The following is a 21,169-nucleotide window of genomic DNA, read 5'->3' on the forward strand; positions in this document are numbered from 1 at the left end:
GAGACATTATGTTTGAACCAATGGAGCTAACCAACGATGCGGTGATTAAAGTCATCGGCGTTGGCGGCGGCGGCGGTAACGCCGTTGAACACATGGTGCGTGAACGTATTGAAGGCGTTGAATTCTTCGCTGTCAATACAGATGCACAAGCGCTGCGTAAAACCGCAGTTGGACAAACTATCCAGATCGGTACCGGTATTACCAAAGGTCTGGGTGCAGGTGCAAACCCTGAAGTTGGCCGTAATGCCGCTGAAGAAGACCGTGAGGCGCTGCGTAATGCTTTAGATGGCGCGGATATGGTCTTTATCGCAGCAGGTATGGGTGGCGGTACAGGGACTGGTGCAGCTCCGGTCGTTGCCGAGGTTGCCAAAGAATTGGGTATTCTGACAGTTGCTGTCGTGACTAAACCTTTCAATTTCGAAGGTAAAAAGCGCATGGCATTTGCAGAGGCTGGTATCACTGAGTTGTCAAAACATGTTGACTCATTGATCACTATCCCAAATGATAAATTATTAAAAGTACTTGGTCGTGGTATCTCATTACTGGATGCTTTTGGTGCGGCAAATGACGTACTAAAAGGTGCAGTACAAGGTATCGCTGAACTGATTACACGCCCAGGTTTAATGAACGTAGACTTTGCTGACGTACGTACTGTGATGTCAGAAATGGGCTACGCAATGATGGGGTCAGGTGTTGCTCGTGGTGAAGATAGAGCAGAAGAAGCGGCAGAAATGGCTATTTCTAGTCCACTTCTTGAAGATATCGACCTGTCTGGTGCACGCGGTGTATTAGTTAACATCACGGCTGGTTTCGACCTGCGTTTAGATGAGTTTGAAACGGTGGGTAACACTATTCGTGCTTTCGCATCTGATAATGCAACTGTGGTAATCGGTACATCTCTTGACCCAGAAATGCACGAAGAACTGCGTGTTACAGTTGTTGCTACAGGTATTGGTATGGACAAACGTCCAGAAATTACTTTAGTTAGCAATAAAATGTCTCAGCAGGCGTCAATGGAACAGCGCTATCAGCAAATGCAAAATAGCATGTCTTCATTAACAGAAGAGAAACCAGCGGCTAAAGCGGTCAATGACCAAAATACGCAAACAAATAAAGAACCAGATTATCTTGATATTCCTGCGTTCTTGCGTAAACAGGCCGATTAATTTTATTTATATTGGTTTCTCCGCTTTTTGTGCTAAAATTTCCTACTGATTATCTTGTATGATGATCAGTAGGACTTATAACATTGCGAGAAAAATACGATGATCAAACAACGGACACTAAAACGTATTATTACAGCGACTGGTGTTGGTTTACATACCGGCAAGAAAGTTACGCTTACATTACGTCCAGCGCCGGCCAATACCGGGGTCATCTACCGTCGTACTGACCTTAATCCACCGGTTGATTTTCCGGCAGATGCGAAATCAGTTCGTGACACCATGTTATGTACTTGCTTAGTCAATGAAGATAATGTGCGTATTTCGACTGTTGAGCATTTGAATGCTGCCTTAGCAGGGTTAGGTATCGATAACATTGTTATTGAAGTCAATGCGCCTGAAATCCCTATTATGGATGGCAGTGCCGCACCATTTGTATTCTTACTGCTTGATGGCGGTATTGAAGAATTAAATTGTGCAAAGAAATTTTTACGTATAAAAGAAACAGTACGTGTTGAAGATGGTGATAAATGGGCTGAAATGCGACCTTATAATGGGTTTAGCCTTGATTTCACAATCGATTTTCAGCATCCAGCGATTGATAGTAGCACACAACGCTACTCACTTGATTTCTCAGCGGAATCATTTGTAAATCAAATAAGCCGCGCGCGTACTTTTGGCTTTATGCGTGATATTGAATATCTGCAATCAAAAGGCTTATGCTTAGGCGGTAGTTTCGACTGCGCCATCGTTGTTGATGACTATAAAGTTCTTAACGAAGATGGCTTACGTTTTGAAGATGAATTCGTTCGTCACAAAATGTTGGATGCAATTGGTGATTTATTCATGTGTGGGCACAATATTATTGGCGCATTCACGGCGTTTAAATCAGGCCATGCATTGAATAACAAGCTATTACAAGCAGTTTTGGCGAAAGAATCAGCTTGGGATCTCGTCACATTTGAAGACGAAGCTCAATTGCCTGTCGCATTCAAAGCACCTTCAACGGTGTTTGCATAAAATTTGATTATGCAGCTATCTTCGAGAACTGATCGAATTTAGCCTTTTCTGTTGGTTGCGCTAGTACTCTCTCCGGCTAGTGCAGCCAGCCGCTCAAACCTTTCTTTTAATCCTTTCGGGCTATTTTCGGCTAATTTCAAAAGCGCTTGTGCAGTTTGTGGACTTATCTGACGTTCGTTCATTTTTTGACTTATTGAGACTGTTTGCTTAGTTAGTGAACTATTTTGTCTCGATTTTCGCATAAGATCGGGATTGATTCTGATGTCGATAGAGGATAAAGATGGTAGAATGGACGTTCTTAATGCAGAAAGAAGATTGATTTTTTCGTAATTAAGTCGGGTCATCCAACTGGCGTTTGCCACTTCAATGACCATAACATTATTACGATAGTTTGCAACACGGCACATGGGTTTGATTTCAGCCGGCAGTAATCCTTTTACAGCACGATTCAGTTTGATAATCGCTTTTGCATTACGCTGAATAGTTTGTAAAGTGTTTGATGATGTTGCCAATGAGCCTTCAAGAACATCAAAAAGTGCTTGTGGATGACTATCTCTCATTTTTAGCTCCAGCTGAGAATGAAACAACGAATTGCAAATAATAATTTTGTCACTTATTCATTATATAAGAGTTTGATGGGCATTTTAAATTTTTGGCGACAACTTGGTAGAAAATACTTTTGGTCCCACCTGCTATTAGGTGTGGTTGCCACAGGTGTCGGCTTGCCTACAATTTTAAATGCGTTATCAGATTCTCAACATACACAGGTTAACTCTTCTCCAGTTAATCGCCAAAGCCAAGCTGTGAATGCTTTTGACAATTTATTTGCTCAACAGAATTCCCAACGCTCTTCGTCATCATCGTCATCTTATTCAGTAAATTACTGGCAGCAACATGCGGTAAGAAACGTTATTCGGCAGTTAACTTTTGCTTTTTCGGCGACAGAAGACGATGATGTAAACGCTGCAACAGAAGAGACTGAACAGCTTATTGCCCCACAACTGATGTTAGACACGCTGTATGCCATGTTAGCACAGCGTTCACTTCAGTGGGATGAAAGTGTTATTCAATTTAGTCATTATAACTATCCTCATATTATTGCCTATCAACCTGCAATTTGGATTGCTCAAGTTCACGGCATTCGTGCCGGCCCGTTAACAGTTTAATCTTCATTCATGGTAAAACAGCTCATCGTTGTGCTGTTTTACGTCATAAAATTTATAAAAATTTAAAGTAATTAATTGATTATTAGAGATTAAAATATGTTAACAAAGATTTTGACCAAAGTTTTTGGTAGCCGTAATGACCGTACGTTGCGCCGTTTACGTAAAGAAGTTGAAAAAATTAACCGTCTTGAACCCGATTTCGAAAAGTTATCTGATGATGAGTTAAAAGCAAAAACGGTGGAATTTCGTGAGCGTTTAACGAAAGGTGAAAGTTTAGAAAGTATCATCCCTGAGGCATTTGCAACTGTTCGTGAAGCAAGTAAACGTGTATTTGGTATGCGCCACTTTGATGTACAGCTTATCGGTGGAATGGTACTAAACGAACGCTGTATCGCAGAGATGCGTACAGGGGAAGGTAAAACTTTAACAGCAACATTACCTGCTTATATCAACGCATTAAGTGGTAAAGGGGTTCACGTAGTTACGGTGAATGATTACTTAGCCAAACGTGATGCTGAAAATAACCGTCCATTATTTGAATTCTTAGGCTTAACTGTGGGTATCAACCTGCCAGGCATGGCTCCGCCTGCAAAACGTGAAGCATATGCGGCAGATATTACTTACGGTACTAATAATGAATTTGGTTTCGACTACCTACGTGACAACATGGCGTTTAGCCCTGAAGAGCGTGTTCAGCGTAAATTGCATTATGCTTTGGTGGATGAGGTTGACTCCATTCTTATCGATGAAGCGCGTACACCACTGATTATTTCAGGTCCTGCAGAAGACAGTTCTGAACTGTACCAAAAAGTTGATAAACTTATTCCATATCTTCAACGTCAAGAGAAAGAAGATTCAGATACTTTCCAAGGGGAAGGCCATTTTTCTGTCGATGAAAAATCGCGTCAAGTGACTATAACTGAACGTGGACTGGTGTTAATCGAAGAGCTTCTAGCAAAAGAAGGTTTAATGGATGAAGGAGAGTCTTTATATTCACCTTCTAATATCATGTTAATGCACCATGTGATGGCGGGCTTACGTGCTCATGCGCTATTTACCTTAGACGTTGATTATATTGTAAAAGACGGTCAAATTGTTATTGTTGATGAACACACTGGCCGTACAATGGAAGGGCGTCGTTGGTCTGACGGCTTACACCAAGCAGTAGAAGCGAAAGAAGGCGTTGAAATTCAAAACGAAAACCAAACCTTGGCTTCAATTACTTTCCAGAACTATTTCCGTTTATATGAAAAGCTTGCAGGTATGACAGGTACTGCGGATACCGAAGCTTTTGAGTTTAGCTCAATTTATAAACTCGATACAATTGTTATCCCAACTAACCGCCCAATGGTGCGTAAAGATTTACCTGACCTCGTTTATATGAACGAAGCTGATAAGTTTGCAGCAATTATTGAAGATATTCGTGAAAGAACTGCCAATGGGCAACCCGTTCTTGTTGGTACAATTTCAATCGAAAAATCCGAATTGATTTCGAATGCGTTGAAAAAAGCTAAAATTGCTCATAATGTTTTGAATGCAAAATTCCATGCAATGGAAGCTGACATCATTGCGAATGCGGGTCAAGCTGGAGCTGTAACGATCGCAACTAATATGGCCGGTCGTGGTACTGACATCATGCTAGGTGGTAGCTGGCAAACTGAGGTTGCTGCATTAGAAGAGCCAACTCAAGAGCAAATTGATGAAATCAAAGCAAACTGGAAAGTTCGCCATGACGCTGTTTTAGCAGCAGGTGGTTTACATATTATTGGTACAGAACGTCATGAGTCACGTCGTATCGATAACCAGTTACGTGGTCGTGCCGGTCGTCAAGGGGATGCGGGTTCATCTCGTTTTTACTTATCAATGGAAGATGCGCTGATGCGTATTTTTGCTTCAGACCGCGTTACTGGCATGATGAAAAAGTTAGGTATGAAGCCGGGTGAAGCGATTGAACACCCATGGGTGACCAAGGCTATTGCTAATGCGCAACGTAAAGTTGAAAGCCGTAACTTTGATATCCGTAAACAATTACTTGAGTATGATGATGTTGCTAGTGACCAACGTCGTGCGATTTATACTCAGCGTAATGAACTACTGGATGGCGGTGATATTAAAGAAACGGTTGATAGCATTCGTGAAGATGTATTAACCACAACGATGGATGCCTATATTCCACCTCAATCACTTGAAGAAATGTGGGATATCGAAGGGCTACATCAGCGTTTAGTCAATGATTTTGACCTCGATTTACCAATCAAAGAGTGGTTAGATAAAGAGCCAGAGTTACACGAAGAAACATTACGTGAACGTATTATGGCAAAAGCGATTGAAGTTTATGATCGTAAAGAAGAAATTGTTGGCGCGGAAGCGATGCGTAATTTCGAAAAAGGTGTCATGTTGCAAACATTAGACACGTTATGGAAAGAGCACTTAGCGTCAATGGATTACTTACGTCAAGGTATTCATTTGCGTGGTTATGCGCAAAAAGATCCTAAGCAAGAATACAAACGTGAATCTTTCAGTATGTTTGCTAACATGCTTGAAGCATTGAAATATGAAGTGATTAGTACTTTATCTAAGGTACAAGTTCGTTTACCTGAAGAGGTTGAAGCATTAGAACAACAGCGTCGTGAAGAAGCTGAGCGTTTAGCGAAAAGGCAACAATTAAGCCATGAAGCTGGCGCTGAATCTTTAATGACTGAAACCGAAGCTAAAATTGCAACCCAAGGTCACAAAATTGGCCGTAATGACCCTTGTCCTTGTGGTTCGGGTAAAAAATACAAGCAATGCCATGGCCGTTTAAATTAATTCAACATTCACTCATTAATATAAAAAAGGCGGGGTAACCCGCCTTTTTGACGAAAAAATTATGGAAAAAAAACATTTGCATATCGCTGCTGGGATTATTCGTAACCTAGAGCAAAAAATTTTTATTACTAAACGGCCAGAAGGCACGCATATGGCTGGTTTTTGGGAATTTCCCGGTGGGAAACTTGAAGTTAATGAATCTCCTGAAGCCGCTTTAATTCGCGAACTTGAAGAAGAAGTTGGAATTGTAGTGACTAAGAACGAGTTACTTCATCGGGTTGACCATGAGTTTGATGACCGTTTCATTACACTCTATTTTTTTATGGTATCTTCATGGGAAAATGAACCGTATGGTAGAGAAGGGCAGGATTCGCGTTGGGTTTCTCAGCATGAGCTTAAAGCTGAAGAATTTCCCCCAGCAAACCGTATCATTGTTGATTTATTAACACAGAGAAGTGATCAACATAATAGCTGATAATGATATTAAGTGGAAAATACACAATAATATATTTTCCACTTAATTTACGATGTCACGACTTATACATTATTTATCTGGTTGTTCACTCCAGTCATCGCTGTCAGAAATATCCCCTTGACTCGCAATTCGTTTTTCTTCACTAGCCCATTCACCAAGGTCAATAAGTTGACAACGCTTACTACAAAATGGCCGGAACGGGCTATTTTCATTCCAAACAACTATTTTTTTACATGTAGGGCAATTAACTTCAATGATTTCACTCATAAAAATATTTCTCTAGCTAGCAACAGGATAACTCAAAATTAATAATATCGGGGAGTATACCATTCTCACTGTCGATATGTAGAAAACGTAGTGCGAATCGTGTTTTGTGGCCAGAGATTTGTGGGTATACCAAGTGTTCTGCAGTTAACTTGATGCGTAGCAGTTCTTTACCTTCTACGTTGTCTTGATAAAAACCATTATGAGACTCTTTTTGTTCAAAGATTCCATTTTGCCGAATTAGTGTTAGAACAGTTTGCAATGCATCATTGAGTGGGTCGAGGCTTTGCAACCAGCCACTAATGACCTTGTCTCGTTCAGTTTGTGGGATATTTAACCAAAGTTGTAAAGTCGGTAGGTCGAAACTACAACAGCCACCAGGAATACTTAAACGTTGGCGTACCATACTAATAATTTTATCTGTACGTAGATGGTGGCCAAAGCGTGCTGCGGACATTAAATGGGATGTTGTTTCTGATAATTGTTTTAGTAATGTAGATATTAATTGGTTATCAGCGTTAGGAGCTTCTGCCCAATTAGATAGCCGAGTTCGTTGTTTTTCTAGTTCTTTTATAAGCTCAGAACGAACTTCTCCTCTATCTAGGATTTCAATTAATTCTGAAACTGAGCGAAAAAAAGCAATACCAGTAGAGTAGGAGGTAATATTACTTAGCTCATAAATTTGAGATAAAAGTGTTTCAAGGCGCAACCACGAACGAATTTTTTCATTCATTGGATATTCATAAGTAATCAAATTTGTTGTAATTAATTCGCCCATTTCAATTCCTATTTTTTTATTTTTGCTAGTGTTAAGTACTGGTTATGAAGAATTGCTACCTTGTCAGAGAGATCCGTGCCATGAGTATGGTTTGTTATTATATCATTGGCATGATTAAGTCGTTTTTCACGACTAACTTGTGCATTAAGTATATTAGTTACTTGTTCTAAACTGGTCTTATCTCTTTTTAGGGTTCGTTGAATTTGTTCTTCCACAGTAACATCGACAACTAATACCCTATCAGCCAAATGATGAATATTATTTTCAATTAATAAAGGGACTACCCATAATACATAAGGGTAATCTATTTGTTGAAATTGTTTTTGCGTTTCTTGTTGAATCAATGGATGAAGTAGAGCATTCAGCCACTTTTTTTCATCGGGCTTAGAAAAAATAATGTCTCGTAAGCGTTGCCTATCTAGGCACCCGTTGGGAAGAATAATATCTTCACCGAAGTGATATCTAATGCTTTCAAGGGCTGGGCTGTTAGGCTCAACAACCTGTCGTGCAATCACATCGGCATCAACTAGGGGGACTCCAAGTTTAGCAAACTCGTTTGCAACTGTTGTTTTACCACTTCCAATACCACCTGTTAAAGCAACTATATAAGGCATATGATTATTCATTTACTCGTTGAAAAAAAATAGATTACACTGAAATAAATCATTTGTCTTCATCCAAAGTTATATACTGTGAATAGTTTAAAAAAATATTATATAAAGTTGTTAGGGTAAAATGTAATATTCATATCCACATGAAATTATTTATAGTTCAGTTATAACATTACCTAAATTAAATATCGGTAGATACATTGCTAACATGATCATTCCTACTAGGATGGCAATTAAAAGGAGTAAAATAGGTTCAATATTTTTTAGGTTTTTTTCAGTAATAAAAATATATTGCTCTGAATAATATTTGAATAAATACTTTGAAAAGTAGTGTATTTTTCCAGATTCTTCTGCAATAGACATTAGCTGTACAGATAAATCAGGAAAGAACTTGGTTCTCTTCATAGCATGGGACAGTAACTCTCCTTTATGTACCGATATATGCACGTGTTCACAGTCTTTTTTATATTGATGGTTATTGATAGTTTGAATTGTGCATTTTAAACATTCGGATAATGATAAGCCTACGTTAATTGTTGAGTACATCGTTAAAAAATACAAACTTAAGTTATGGAGTTGTAATGATTTTTTGAATATCGGTAGATGAATTATTGTGTTTTTTAATAAAGATAATGTTTTTTCTTTGAATTTAAATACGAGAGGGAGAGAAAGTAAAAGAAAAGAAAATAAGTAAACTAAGTACTCTCTTAGAAAGCTTGAAATAAAGGTTATGATTTTTGTAACGAGTGGTAATTCGTGTCTGGTATTTTGATAGATGTTTTCAAATTGAGGAACTACATAGACCATCATAATGATTAATAACATTATTGAAAATGAAGAAAGAATTATTGGGTATCGTATCGATTTACTGATGAGTAAAGACACTTTATTATTATGTTCCAATATTGAATTGATTGTACTAAAACTTTGTTCGTATTGCCCTGTTTTCTCGGCAATGGTAACAATGCTTATTATAGTATCATTAAATATTGTTGGGTGCTTCTTCAAATACTGTGAAAACTTCTCTCCTTTTTCTATATGAACTATCGAGTTTTCAATAATATCAATCCAAAAAGGAAGTTGGCAGTTGGTATGTAATATTTTTAAACATTGTACGAGATTAATACCTGATGATGATAATAAAGATAACTGGTGGAAGAAATGAATTCGATAATTAATATTCTTTTTGTCCAATGAAAATAATGTTTTTAACTTTATTTGTACAGGAATTAAATTTCTTTCAGATATGTTGATGAATGCATGTTTTTTGCTTTTTGCTATTAATGTGCTGTATGTTAATTGATTGTTAAAATCAATGGCGATATATGAATAAATAAACATGTTAATTTACTCCATTTCCGATGATAGAATAGATTTCTTGGAGAGTTGTCTCACTCATTTCAACGAGCTCTATTCCTGCATTAAAAAGGTTAACAAAATTACTTTGATTTTCTAATGTATTTTTTGTCAGTATTTCGCTAATATTGCTTTGATCTATATATTCATAAACAGCGGTTCTTCCCATAAAACCAGAAAAACATAGCTCACACCCCTTTGAGGACCATTCATTAATTACACAGTTATTGTGTAATTTAGTTTTCTTAGGTGTTTTTTCTTTGCAGTGAGGGCAAAGTTTTCTTACTAATCTTTGTGCAATAACCATTTTCAAACATGATTTAAGTTGACTATTTTCTACTCCTAATTGGTTCATTCTCTCTATTGCACTGAATGTACAATTGGTATGCAATGTCGACAAAACTAGATGGCCAGTTTGCGCTGCTCGAGTCGCGATCTTAGCTGTTTCTTCATCACGAATCTCACCGATCATAATGACATCAGGGTCTTGTCGCAGTAGCGCCCTTAAAATAGAAGAAAAATTAAGTTTATATTTTTCATTGACTTGAGTTTGGTTGATTCCTTGTAATGGAATTTCAATTGGGTCTTCAATGGTTGTTATATTTCTTGAGGATTGATTTAAATATTCTAAGTAGCTATAAAGAGTTACTGTTTTACCGCTTCCTGTCGGCCCTGTGACTAAAATTAATCCTTGTGGACGATTTAAATACTCTTTTAATAACTCTAGAAGGGAAGAGCACATCCCTATGTGCTCTAAAGAATATTTTAATTGTGTATTTAAAATACGTAAGACCAATTTTTCACCATGAATTGTCGGAATACTAGAAAGACGGATGCTATAGTTTTGTCCATCAAAGTACCAACTCATTTGGCCATCTTGTGGAAATCTTTTCTCCGCGATATTCATTTTTGCCAATATTTTTATACGAGCAATAATTTCACTATTAATTTCGTAAGGTGGAGAAGGAATAAAATATAACTTTCCATCGACACGTAATCGAATTTTTAACCCTTGCTTAGTCGGCTCAAGGTGTATATCTGATGAGCGTTTATGAACTGCTGTTTTTAATAGCTCCTCAACAAAACTAATCGCAGGAGATGAAGTGCTTAATAGTTCGGGTTCTGGAGATTGATAACTACTTTCTTCCTCTTTTATTTCATGTATTGTATTATTAAAATAATGGTCTATTTTTTCTTTTGGCCAAATATCATAGCATACAGGGACACTAGCAATAAATTTTAATGTGGCTATCAAGTTGTCATCTGGTTTTTTAACAACAGCTATAGATAACCGTTTTTGATTATAATCGATGATTATAATGTAATTTCTATCACATATACTCTTAAGTTCTTTATAAATAAACTGCTCGTTTTTAGTCATGTTCATATAAATACTTCCAGTTAAAACACAAAGGTTTTATTACATAATGACTTCAATTTGGCATTATCTTTGTTTTCGCAAACAACTGTCCAATTAAAGGGGTTGCCTATGCTAGGAAGGGTTGGTGTTAATGTGACTTTTAAGCCTGATAATGATTTGTCAGTAGAAAATGTAATAACCCCAGATTTAACTTCTATTTTACTAATGTATTTTCCAGTTATATTGGTAGGGATATCATCATTGCCTCCATTACATTGTGATAAACTCCCTCGATTAAAGCTACATATTTCAACACTGTTTTTATATGGGATAACAGTCTGGAGTACATCAGTAATTGCTGCTTTTTGCATATAGCTTTGATAGCCAGGGATAGCAATAGCACTTAGAATTGATATAATTGCAATTACTACCATAATTTCAATGAGTGAAAATCCTTGTTGATTCATAAATAAAACCTCCGTTGTTAAGTGAGGTTTCATCATAATTGTATTTTTAAGTTAAAATTAGAGTTTAAAAAAGGTAGTGCGAAACGATTTGTGATTTTTTATTGAAATGTACGTGGGGTTTCATTTTTCTTCGAGCAGCTTCGCAAAAAAAATAATAAAGAAAAATAGAGGCTGGAGTTCAGTTATAAATTAAGAGAAGATAAGTTTATATATTTTTTATTAGCGGGTAAATTGAATAAAGATATTATCCGCTAATAATTATAAAGTTAATAATTGTTTAATTTATTCTTATAATATCCCCAATCAAAAAATGGGCCAGGATCCGTTTTACGACCAGGAGCTATATTACTATGACCAGTAATATTATTTTTAATTAGTGGGTATTCAAGTATAAGTAAATTAGTTAAATAAGTAAGGGATTGATATTGTTCTTCTGTAAATGGTTCAAAATCAGTGCCTTCTAGCTCAATACCAATAGAAAAGTCGTTGCATTTTTCTTGGCCTTGGTAGGAAGACTGCCCAGCGTGCCAAGCCCGTAAATGAAAGGGGACATATTGAATGATTGCACCATCACGGCGTATTAGGCAATGAGCTGAAACTCGAAGATGTCTGATTTCATTAAAAAATGGGTGTTCATCAGGGTTTAAAGTCCCTGTAAATAATTGGTTTATATAAGGGCCACCAAATTGTCCTGGAGGAAGGCTGATATTATGAATAACTAGAAGATAAGGTATGGTATTAGAGGGGCGCTCATCATGATGTGGAGAAGGGATATGAGTCACATTATTTAGCCAACCATTGTGTATTTTCATATCGTTATCCATAGTATTCTCTTTTCTTTTTTGTTAACACTCGTTATCTGCGAACGAAAAGATTAGCATAGATGAAACAAAGCGAGTGCATATTTTGGAGTTAAAATGACTATACGGCGATATGATGAACAACAAAGACGTAAAATGCTTCTTGAGCGGTTACAGGTTGACATTCCTTTTATGGTCAGTGTTGCTTTGAAAGAAGATTTAGGTCAATCTGTTGATTATAAAAAAGATATTACTGGTCAGCTGTTAAATGTAGGTACACAAGCGAGTGCTCGAATTATTACTCGTGAACATGGCGTTTTCTGTGGGAAACAATGGTTAGATGAAGTTTTTCTTCAACTTGGTGGGCAAGTCAACATTGATTGGAAAGTTCAAGATGGTGAAACCGTTACCCCTAACCAAGTTCTCTGTGAGATGCATGGCCCATCACAAATTTTATTAACAGGTGAACGCACCTCTTTGAATTTCATTCAAACGCTTTCTTCTGTTTCAAGTATAACTGCCGAATATGTAAAACAAATCACAGGTACAAGAGCGAAGTTACTTGATACCCGTAAAACTATCCCTGGTTTAAGAACCGCTTTAAAATATGCGGTATTGATGGGGGGAGGGTTTAATCATCGTCTAGGTTTATCTGATGCTTACTTAATAAAAGAAAACCATATTATATCTGCAGGTTCAGTCGAGCGAGCTGTTGAATTAGCGCGTAGCGCCCATCCGGATGTCCCAATTGAAATTGAAGTAGAAAGCTTAGATGAGCTATTACGAGCTTTAAAAGCGAATGCTGATATCATTATGTTGGATAATTTTACTCCAGTTATGATGAAAGAAGCGGTAGTGTTAACGGCAGGAAAAGCGGCACTTGAAGTTTCTGGCGATGTCACATTAGAAACGATAAAAGAGTTCGCAGAAACAGGGGTTGATTTTATTTCTGTTGGGGCGCTAACCAAACATATTAAAGCCATGGATTTGTCTATGCGTTTTATTGATAAGAATAGGTAAGTGATCTGGTTAATACACTCAGGGTGCCTTAACTGGGCTCATTAATCTTAGTGTTATTGATGAGACCTATACATTAGTCACCTATTTACGTTAATGCGTTAAATAGGTGACTAACATCTGACTCACTCGTTACCAAATTGTATTTTGGCATTGATTTAACTATTTAATGGGTTACAACGAAATATTTTGTAGCTCCTAGCTAATCGAATCTCGAAACCTTATCGCATTTTCCGTGCCACCTATAAATTGAAATATTACAGTGCTATTTTATTTTCGACATCAATTTTATTCTAAAATAATAGATAGGCTTGAGTGTAATTTAATCAATAAAATTTGAGTTAAATTTAAAACCACTTGCAATTTTAACATTTCATTAACGTTGTTGTGTTCCAAACGAGTAAAGACTGCAATTAATGAGTTAATTTGATTTTAAACGCACTTATTTTAAATTTAAATTCATTATATTGGTTGCTTTAACGGTTCAGTTTTTGCATTTTAGCATAAAAAATCGTTTTTAATGTTAAAATATGTCATGTCAAATTGCATATTAAGTTATCAATTCATGCTAAATTTTAAAAAAAATTGTTAAGATTTGCAGGATTTTATGATTTAGCGCAAGGTCTTTATGGACAGATAGTGAATACTTTGTTACTTTATTAACCCATAAATAAATTGGTATTACCAATTAACACTGGGTAATACGTAATCAATAATTACTCACTCATGAATATGGCAGATTATGACTTACGGTAAAATTCGCCAACCAAAGTTATCAGATGTAATAGAGCAGCGTCTCGAACATCTTATTTTCGAAGGGACATTACGCCCTGGCGAAAAGCTGCCTCCTGAGCGCGAACTTGCAAAACAGTTTGACGTATCTCGACCATCAGTGCGTGAAGCAATTCAAACATTAGAGGCGAAAGGCCTTTTATCTCGCCGCCAAGGTGGTGGAACATTCGTGCAAAAGAAAATGTGGCAAAGCTTTAGTGACCCTTTAGCTCAGCTACTTGAAGGCAATCCAGAATCTCAATTCGATCTTCTTGAAACTCGTCATGCCCTTGAAGGTATTGCTGCGTATTACGCGGCACTCCGTGGTACAGATGAAGATCTCGAACGGATTCGCCAAAGCTATGAATTAATTAAGACAGCGCAAGAAAATGGCGGATTAGAAGCAGAGTCAGATGCAGTATTACAATATCAATTAATTGTCACTGAAGCTGCTCATAACGTCGTTTTGCTACATCTATTGCGTTGTATGATCCCGATGTTAGAACAAAATATTCGGCAGAACTTTGAGTTCTTATATACCCGTAAAGAAATGTATAAAGCAGTTAGTGAACATCGAGCACAAATTTTTGCCGCTATAATGGCAAGAGAACCAGAAAAAGCACGTGAAGCTTCTCATCGCCATTTAGCCTTTATTGAAGATTTACTGTTGGATATTAGCCGAGAGCAAACTCGCAGAGAACGTTCTTTACGTCGGTTACAGCAACATCCTGATTTGAATTGATAATATAGATCCTGACTGCTGCGTCTATATTATTGTGAATACTCTAATTGAGAGTTAAAGCGGCAACTACATCAGGGCCTATCTTCCCGCTGTTTTATAGCGACTGGGAAAATAGCAGGAAGATAGGCTCCACATAAACATATAAAATAGATAACAGATAAGGAATACACCATGTCAGATATGTTAAAAAATGACGTGGATCCGATTGAAACTCGCGACTGGCTACAGGCGATTGAATCGGTCATCCGTGAAGAAGGTGTTGATCGTGCTCAGTTTATTATCGAACAGGTATTAAGCGAAGCGCGTAAAGGCGGTGTTAATATTGCCGCTGGTGCATCTGGTCATTCTGATTACATCAACACAATTGCTGTTGAAGATGAGCCGGCATACCCTGGTAACATGGATTTAGAGCGCCGTATTCGCTCTGCAATTCGTTGGAACGCAGTGATGACTGTTTTACGCGCTTCCAAAAAAGACTTAGAACTGGGTGGCCATATGGCTTCTTTCCAGTCATCAGCAACTTTATATGAAGTGTGCTTTAACCACTTCTTCCGTGCACATAATAACAATGACGGCGGGGATTTAGTCTTCTTCCAAGGCCACATCTCTCCAGGTATTTACGCACGTGCGTTCTTGGAAGGCCGCTTAACTGAAGAGCAAATGAACAACTTCCGTCAAGAAATTGGTGGAAATGGTCTGTCTTCTTATCCACACCCTAAATTAATGCCTGATTTCTGGCAGTTCCCTACGGTATCAATGGGTCTGGGTCCAATTAATGCTATTTATCAAGCGAAATTCCTGAAATACCTTGATAACCGCGGACTGAAAGATACATCAGCTCAGCGCGTATATGCATTCCTTGGTGATGGTGAGATGGATGAGCCAGAGTCTAAAGGTGCAATTACTATCGCAACTCGCGATAAATTAGATAACTTAGTATTTGTTATCAACTGTAACCTGCAACGTTTAGATGGACCAGTTACAGGTAATGGTAAAATTGTTAATGAACTAGAAGGTATCTTTAATGGTGCTGGCTGGCAAGTTATCAAAGTTATGTGGGGCGACCGTTGGGATGAATTACTGCGTAAAGATACAAGCGGTAAACTTGTTCAATTAATGAACGAAACCTTAGACGGCGACTACCAAACCTTTAAATCACGTGACGGTGCATACGTTCGTGAACACTTCTTTAATCGTTACCCAGAAACTGCAGCATTAGTTAAAGATATGACTGATGATGAAATTTGGGCACTGAACCGTGGTGGTCACGATCCGAAGAAAGTGTACGCAGCGTTCAAAAAAGCACAAGAAACTAAAGGCAAACCAACTGTTATTTTAGCTCAAACCATTAAAGGTTATGGCATGGGTGAAACTGCAGAAGGTAAAAACATTGCTCACCAAGTGAAGAAAATGAACATGGATGGCGTTCGTCATTTCCGTGATCAATTCAATGTACCCGTTGCTGATGAGCAAATTGAAAAACTACCATACATTACGTTTGAAAAAGATTCCGAAGAGTACAAATATCTGCATGAGCGCCGTCAAGCGTTAGGTGGTTATTTGCCAGCTCGTCGTTCAACCTTTGATGAAAAATTGGATATCCCTGCACTGGCAGATTTCAGCCAATTATTGGAAGAACAATCTAAAGAAATTTCAACAACTATCGCGTTCGTTCGTGCGTTGAACGTTATGTTGAAAAACAAATCGATCAAAGAGCGTTTAGTACCAATCATCGCTGATGAAGCGCGTACATTTGGTATGGAAGGTTTATTCCGCCAAATCGGTATCTATAGCCCTAAAGGTCAGCAATATACTCCGCAAGACCGTGAGCAAGTTGCTTACTATAAAGAAGACTCGAAAGGTCAAATTCTGCAAGAAGGTATCAATGAGCTGGGAGCGGGTTCTTCTTGGCTAGCGGCTGCGACATCATACAGCACTAACAACTTGCCGATGATCCCGTTCTATATCTACTACTCAATGTTTGGTTTCCAACGTATTGGTGACTTGATGTGGGCAGCGGGTGACCAACAAGCACGCGGTTTCTTAATTGGTGGTACTTCAGGCCGTACAACACTGAATGGTGAAGGTCTACAGCATGAAGATGGCCATAGCCATATTCAATCACTGACTATCCCTAACTGTATTTCTTATGACCCAGCTTTCGCTTACGAAGTTGCGGTGATCATGCAAGACGGCTTAGAGCGTATGTACGGTGAGAAACAAGAAAACGTTTACTACTACATCACGACGCTGAACGAAAACTACCACATGCCAGCAATGCCAGAAGGCGTAGAAGAAGGTATCCGTAAAGGTATCTATAAACTGGCTTCGGTTGAAGGTAGCAAAGGTAAAGTTCAGCTGTTAGGTTCAGGTTCGATGATGCGCCACGTGCGTGAAGCCGCTGACATCTTGTCTGCTGAATATGGAATTGGTTCTGATGTCTATAGCGTGACTTCATTCACTGAATTGGCACGTGATGGCCAAGATTGTGAGCGTTGGAACATGCTGCACCCATCTGAAGCACCACGTGTTCCATACATTGCTCAAGTTATGAATGATGCACCAGCAGTTGCATCAACTGACTATATGAAACTGTTTGCAGAACAAGTTCGTACTTATGTTCCTGCAAGTGATTACCGTGTTCTGGGTACAGATGGTTTCGGTCGTTCAGACAGTCGTGAAAACCTGCGTCACCACTTTGAAGTGGATACATCCTATGTGATCGTTGCAGCGTTAGGTGAATTAGCTAAACGTGGTGAGATTGATGTAAAAGTCGTTGAAGAAGCGATTAAAAAATACAACATCAACCCAGATAAAGTTAACCCACGTTTGGCATAAGAGGTAAAAATCAATGTCTATTGAAATCCAAGTGCCTGATATCGGTGCTGATGAAGTTGAAGTCACCGAAGTGATGGTTAAAGTTGGCGACAAAGTAGAAGCTGAGCAATCGCTTATTACCGTTGAAGGTGATAAGGCTTCTATGGAAGTCCCATCTCCACAAGCGGGTGTGGTAAAAGAAATTAAAATTGCTGTTGGCGATAAAGTGACAACAGGCAAATTAATCATGGTATTCGAAGCGGAGGCGGGTGCAGCAGCGCCTGCTCCTGCAGAAGCCCCTACGGCTCCAGCGGCAGCGCCAAGCGCAGCTGCATCTAAAGATGTTGCTGTTCCAGATATCGGTGGCGATGAAGTTGAAGTTACTGAAATCATGGTTAAAGTCGGTGACAAAGTAGAAGCTGAGCAATCTTTAATTACTGTTGAAGGTGACAAAGCTTCAATGGAAGTTCCTGCACCATTTGCTGGAACGGTTAAAGAAATCAAAATTGCAACCGGTGATAAAGTTAAAACCGGCTCATTGATTATGGTCTTTGAAGTTGCAGGCGCAGCACCTGCGGCGGCACCAGCTGCACAAGCTGCTGCACCAGCGGCTCCAGCAGCATCAGCAATTAAAGATGTTAACGTTCCAGATATCGGTGGTGATGAAGTTGAAGTCACTGAAGTCATGGTAAAAGTGGGTGATACCGTTTCTGCTGAGCAATCAATCATTACCGTTGAAGGTGACAAAGCGTCAATGGAAGTTCCTGCGCCATTTGCTGGAACAGTTAAAGAAATCAAGATTGCGACTGGCGATAAAGTGAAAACTGGCTCGCTGATCATGACTTTTGAAGTGGCAGGTGCAGCGCCTGCAGCGGCTCCAGCAGCTCAACCGTCTGCTCCGGCTCCAGCGGCAGCTCCTGCACAAGCAGCGCCAGCGAAAGCAACTGACAGCAAAACTGAATTTGTTGAAAACGACGCATATATCCATGCAACACCGGTTATTCGCCGCTTAGCGCGTGAATTTGGTGTTAACTTAGCGAAAGTTAAAGGTACAGGTCGTAAGGGCCGTATCCTGCGTGAAGACGTTCAAGCTTACGTGAAGGATGCCGTAAAACGTGCGGAAGCTCCTGCAGCTGCGGGTGGTGGTTTACCAGGTATGCTGCCATGGCCGAAAGTGGATTACAGTAAATTCGGTGAAGTTGAAGAAGTTGAACTGGGTCGTATCCAAAAAATCTCTGGTGCTAACCTGAGCCGTAACTGGGTAATGATCCCGCACGTTACGCTGATGGAAGAAGTGGATACCACTGAAGTTGAAGAATTCCGTAAGCAACAAAACAAAGAAGCTGAGAAGAAAAAACTGGATGTGAAAATCACACCATTAGTTTTTGTCATGAAAGCTGTTGCTCGTGCTCTGGAAGAAATGCCACGCTTTAATAGCTCCATTTCTGAAGATGCACAGCGTCTGTTCCTGAAAAAATATATTAACATCGGTATTGCCGTAGATACTCCAAATGGCTTAGTTGTTCCTGTCTTCAAAGACGTTAACAAAAAAGGCATTTTAGAGCTATCTCGCGAACTGATGGAAGTTTCTAAGAAAGCGCGTGCAGGTAAACTGACTGCGTCTGATATGCAAGGTGGTTGCTTCACGATTTCAAGCCTTGGTGGTATCGGAACTACCGGTTTTGCACCTATCGTGAATGCACCAGAAGTTGCAATTATGGGACTGTCACGTTCTTCAATGAAACCTGTTTGGAATGGTAGCGAATTTGTTCCTCGCCTAATCCTGCCAATGTCACTGTCCTTTGACCATCGTGTAATCGATGGTGCTGATGGAGCTCGCTTCATCACCCTAGTAGGGCAATTAATGAGCGATATTCGCCGTTTAGTGATGTAAATAATAAGACCGGCGAATAGGCCGGTCTGTTTTATTTAGGCTGAGGCAGAATTTTTTGCTGCTGCTACGAAAGGTTGGGAGTTACATCACGAAATGAGCCTTTTCAGGGTGTTAACAATTCTGTAAACTGCTCTCGGTGTGTACTTTTCCAGTGGAAGATCGTTTATTCAGCAGTACCGCTGGACAAAACAAAAAGAGGTCATGATGAGTACTGAAATTAAAGCCCAAGTCGTTGTGCTTGGTGCAGGCCCTGCAGGCTATTCTGCGGCTTTCCGTTGCGCTGACTTAGGTTTAGAAACTGTTTTAGTAGAACGTTATTCAACCCTTGGTGGTGTTTGTTTAAACGTTGGTTGTATTCCTTCTAAAGCTTTACTCCATGTTGCAAAAGTGATCGAAGAAGCAAAAGCTTTAGCAGAACACGGCATCGTTTTTGGTGAGCCAAAAACTGACATTTCCAAAGTTCGCTTATGGAAAGAAAAAGTGATTAATCAGCTGACGGGTGGTCTGGCTGGTATGGCTAAAGGCCGTAAAGTTAACGTAGTTAACGGCTTCGGTAAATTCACAGGTGCCAACACGCTGGTTGTTGAAGGTGAAAACGGTAGCACAACTATCAATTTCGATAACGCAATTATTGCTGCGGGTTCCCGTCCAATTCAATTACCATTCATTCCACATGAAGACCCACGTATTTGGGACTCAACCGATGCATTAGAACTGAAAGAAGTTCCTGAGCGTCTGCTGGTTATGGGTGGGGGTATCATCGGTTTAGAAATGGGAACTGTGTATCATGCACTGGGTTCTCAAATCGATGTGGTTGAAATGTTTGACCAAGTCATCCCAGCGGCTGACAAAGATGTGGTTAAAGTATTCACTAAACAAATCAGTAAAAAATTCAATCTTCTGTTAGAAACTAAAGTAACAGCCGTTGAAGCGAAAGAAGACGGTATCTACGTTTCTATGGAAGGCAAAAAAGCTTCCGCAGAGCCGCAACGTTACGATGCTGTATTAGTGGCAATCGGCCGTGTTCCTAATGGTAAAAACTTGGATGCAGGCAAAGCTGGCGTTGAAGTTGATGACCGTGGCTTTATCCATGTCGATAAGCAAATGCGCACTAACGTTCCTCATATCTTCGCTATCGGTGATATCGTTGGCCAGCCAATGTTGGCTCACAAAGGTGTTCACGAGGGGCACGTTGCCGCAGAAGTTATCTCTGGTCTGAAACATTACTTTGACCCGAAAGTGATCCCATCAATCGCTTATACTGAGCCAGAAGTTGCATGGGTTGGTTTAACTGAGAAAGAAGCGAAAGAACAAAATATCAGCTACGAAGTTGCGACTTTCCCATGGGCAGCATCAGGCCGTGCAATTGCATCTGATTGCGCCGAAGGTATGACTAAGCTGATTTTCGACAAACAATCTAACCGTGTTATCGGTGGGGCTGTTGTCGGTGTGAACGGTGGTGAATTACTGGGCGAAATCGGCCTAGCAATTGAAATGGGTTGTGATGCTGAAGATTTAGCATTAACTATCCATGCTCACCCAACACTGTATGAATCAATCGGTATGGCTGCTGAAATTTACGAAGGTAGCATTACTGATTTACCAAACGCAAAAGCGAAAAAGAAAAAATAATTTTCTTTAATCGCACAGATAAACAGTA

Annotated in this window: 18 protein-coding genes; 10 read left to right on the forward strand and 8 right to left on the reverse strand. The window is 39.2% G+C overall.

The window, feature by feature from the left end; all coding sequences use genetic code 11:
- Positions 1-8 precede the first annotated feature (8 nt).
- Together ftsZ and lpxC are read left to right on the forward strand one after the other, a co-directional pair.
- Positions 9-1,166 carry a cell division protein FtsZ gene (gene ftsZ / locus PZ638_RS06135; RefSeq protein WP_004262022.1) on the forward strand — a complete coding sequence of 386 codons (1,158 nt, stop codon included), beginning with the start codon at positions 9-11 and terminating at the stop codon, positions 1,164-1,166.
- Positions 1,167-1,265: 99 nt separating this feature from the next.
- Complete coding sequence (lpxC, locus tag PZ638_RS06140; RefSeq protein WP_004262020.1) at positions 1,266-2,183, forward strand: UDP-3-O-acyl-N-acetylglucosamine deacetylase; 918 nt, start codon at positions 1,266-1,268, stop codon at positions 2,181-2,183.
- Between the two features lie 38 nt (positions 2,184-2,221).
- Here the strand turns inward: lpxC and PZ638_RS06145 are convergent, their stop codons facing one another.
- Positions 2,222-2,743 (reverse strand): DUF721 domain-containing protein, encoded by a 522-nt coding sequence (locus PZ638_RS06145; RefSeq protein ID WP_004262017.1) that lies wholly within the window; start codon positions 2,741-2,743, stop codon positions 2,222-2,224.
- A 75-nt stretch (positions 2,744-2,818) separates the two neighbouring features.
- Here PZ638_RS06145 and secM point away from each other — a divergent pair, with 75 nt between their 5' ends.
- From secM to mutT, 3 genes are all read left to right on the forward strand, one after another.
- Positions 2,819-3,349 (forward strand): secA translation cis-regulator SecM, encoded by a 531-nt coding sequence (secM, locus tag PZ638_RS06150; protein ID WP_094961382.1) that lies wholly within the window; start codon positions 2,819-2,821, stop codon positions 3,347-3,349.
- Positions 3,350-3,445: 96 nt separating this feature from the next.
- Positions 3,446-6,157: a preprotein translocase subunit SecA gene (gene secA / locus PZ638_RS06155; protein ID WP_004262013.1), complete on the forward strand. Its 2,712-nt coding sequence runs from the start codon at positions 3,446-3,448 to the stop codon at positions 6,155-6,157.
- Positions 6,158-6,218: 61 nt separating this feature from the next.
- Positions 6,219-6,632 carry an 8-oxo-dGTP diphosphatase MutT gene (mutT, locus tag PZ638_RS06160; RefSeq protein WP_094961368.1) on the forward strand — a complete coding sequence of 138 codons (414 nt, stop codon included), beginning with the start codon at positions 6,219-6,221 and terminating at the stop codon, positions 6,630-6,632.
- Between the two features lie 69 nt (positions 6,633-6,701).
- On the opposite strand, the gene yacG is transcribed toward mutT, so the two are convergent.
- The 7 genes from yacG to ampD all read right to left on the reverse strand — a co-directional run bounded on the left by yacG (position 6,702) and on the right by ampD (position 12,280).
- The gene (gene yacG / locus PZ638_RS06165) at positions 6,702-6,899 is read right to left on the reverse strand and encodes a DNA gyrase inhibitor YacG (RefSeq protein WP_004262008.1); all 198 of its coding nucleotides are present in this window, start codon (positions 6,897-6,899) and stop codon (positions 6,702-6,704) included.
- A gap of 16 nt (positions 6,900-6,915) precedes the next feature.
- The gene (zapD, locus tag PZ638_RS06170) at positions 6,916-7,674 is read right to left on the reverse strand and encodes a cell division protein ZapD (RefSeq protein WP_144140730.1); all 759 of its coding nucleotides are present in this window, start codon (positions 7,672-7,674) and stop codon (positions 6,916-6,918) included.
- 8 nt (positions 7,675-7,682) lie between these two features.
- The gene (gene coaE / locus PZ638_RS06175) at positions 7,683-8,288 is read right to left on the reverse strand and encodes a dephospho-CoA kinase (RefSeq protein ID WP_094961370.1); all 606 of its coding nucleotides are present in this window, start codon (positions 8,286-8,288) and stop codon (positions 7,683-7,685) included.
- Positions 8,289-8,438: 150 nt separating this feature from the next.
- Positions 8,439-9,626 carry a type II secretion system F family protein gene (locus PZ638_RS06180; RefSeq protein WP_094961371.1) on the reverse strand — a complete coding sequence of 396 codons (1,188 nt, stop codon included), beginning with the start codon at positions 9,624-9,626 and terminating at the stop codon, positions 8,439-8,441.
- Between the two features lies 1 nt (position 9,627).
- Positions 9,628-11,028 carry an ATPase, T2SS/T4P/T4SS family gene (locus PZ638_RS06185; protein ID WP_136134546.1) on the reverse strand — a complete coding sequence of 467 codons (1,401 nt, stop codon included), beginning with the start codon at positions 11,026-11,028 and terminating at the stop codon, positions 9,628-9,630.
- A 14-nt stretch (positions 11,029-11,042) separates the two neighbouring features.
- Positions 11,043-11,468, reverse strand: a complete 426-nt coding sequence (gene ppdD / locus PZ638_RS06190) for a prepilin peptidase-dependent pilin (RefSeq protein WP_036958460.1) — start codon at positions 11,466-11,468, stop codon at positions 11,043-11,045.
- Positions 11,469-11,734: 266 nt separating this feature from the next.
- The gene (gene ampD, locus PZ638_RS06195) at positions 11,735-12,280 is read right to left on the reverse strand and encodes a 1,6-anhydro-N-acetylmuramyl-L-alanine amidase AmpD (protein WP_206277934.1); all 546 of its coding nucleotides are present in this window, start codon (positions 12,278-12,280) and stop codon (positions 11,735-11,737) included.
- A 105-nt stretch (positions 12,281-12,385) separates the two neighbouring features.
- Here ampD and nadC point away from each other — a divergent pair, with 105 nt between their 5' ends.
- The 5 genes from nadC to lpdA all read left to right on the forward strand — a co-directional run bounded on the left by nadC (position 12,386) and on the right by lpdA (position 21,141).
- Complete coding sequence (gene nadC, locus PZ638_RS06200; protein ID WP_094961373.1) at positions 12,386-13,288, forward strand: carboxylating nicotinate-nucleotide diphosphorylase; 903 nt, start codon at positions 12,386-12,388, stop codon at positions 13,286-13,288.
- A 739-nt stretch (positions 13,289-14,027) separates the two neighbouring features.
- Positions 14,028-14,798 carry a pyruvate dehydrogenase complex transcriptional repressor PdhR gene (gene pdhR, locus PZ638_RS06205; RefSeq protein ID WP_004261987.1) on the forward strand — a complete coding sequence of 257 codons (771 nt, stop codon included), beginning with the start codon at positions 14,028-14,030 and terminating at the stop codon, positions 14,796-14,798.
- Positions 14,799-14,969: 171 nt separating this feature from the next.
- Complete coding sequence (gene aceE / locus PZ638_RS06210) at positions 14,970-17,636, forward strand: pyruvate dehydrogenase (acetyl-transferring), homodimeric type (protein ID WP_004261984.1); 2,667 nt, start codon at positions 14,970-14,972, stop codon at positions 17,634-17,636.
- 13 nt (positions 17,637-17,649) lie between these two features.
- Positions 17,650-19,509, forward strand: a complete 1,860-nt coding sequence (gene aceF, locus PZ638_RS06215; RefSeq protein ID WP_004261981.1) for a pyruvate dehydrogenase complex dihydrolipoyllysine-residue acetyltransferase — start codon at positions 17,650-17,652, stop codon at positions 19,507-19,509.
- A 204-nt stretch (positions 19,510-19,713) separates the two neighbouring features.
- Positions 19,714-21,141, forward strand: coding sequence for a dihydrolipoyl dehydrogenase (gene lpdA / locus PZ638_RS06220; protein WP_094961375.1), 1,428 nt, complete (start codon positions 19,714-19,716; stop codon positions 21,139-21,141).
- Positions 21,142-21,169 lie beyond the last annotated feature (28 nt).

The sequence above is a fragment of the Providencia hangzhouensis genome (genome assembly GCF_029193595.2).
Lineage (GTDB): Bacteria > Pseudomonadota > Gammaproteobacteria > Enterobacterales > Enterobacteriaceae > Providencia > Providencia hangzhouensis.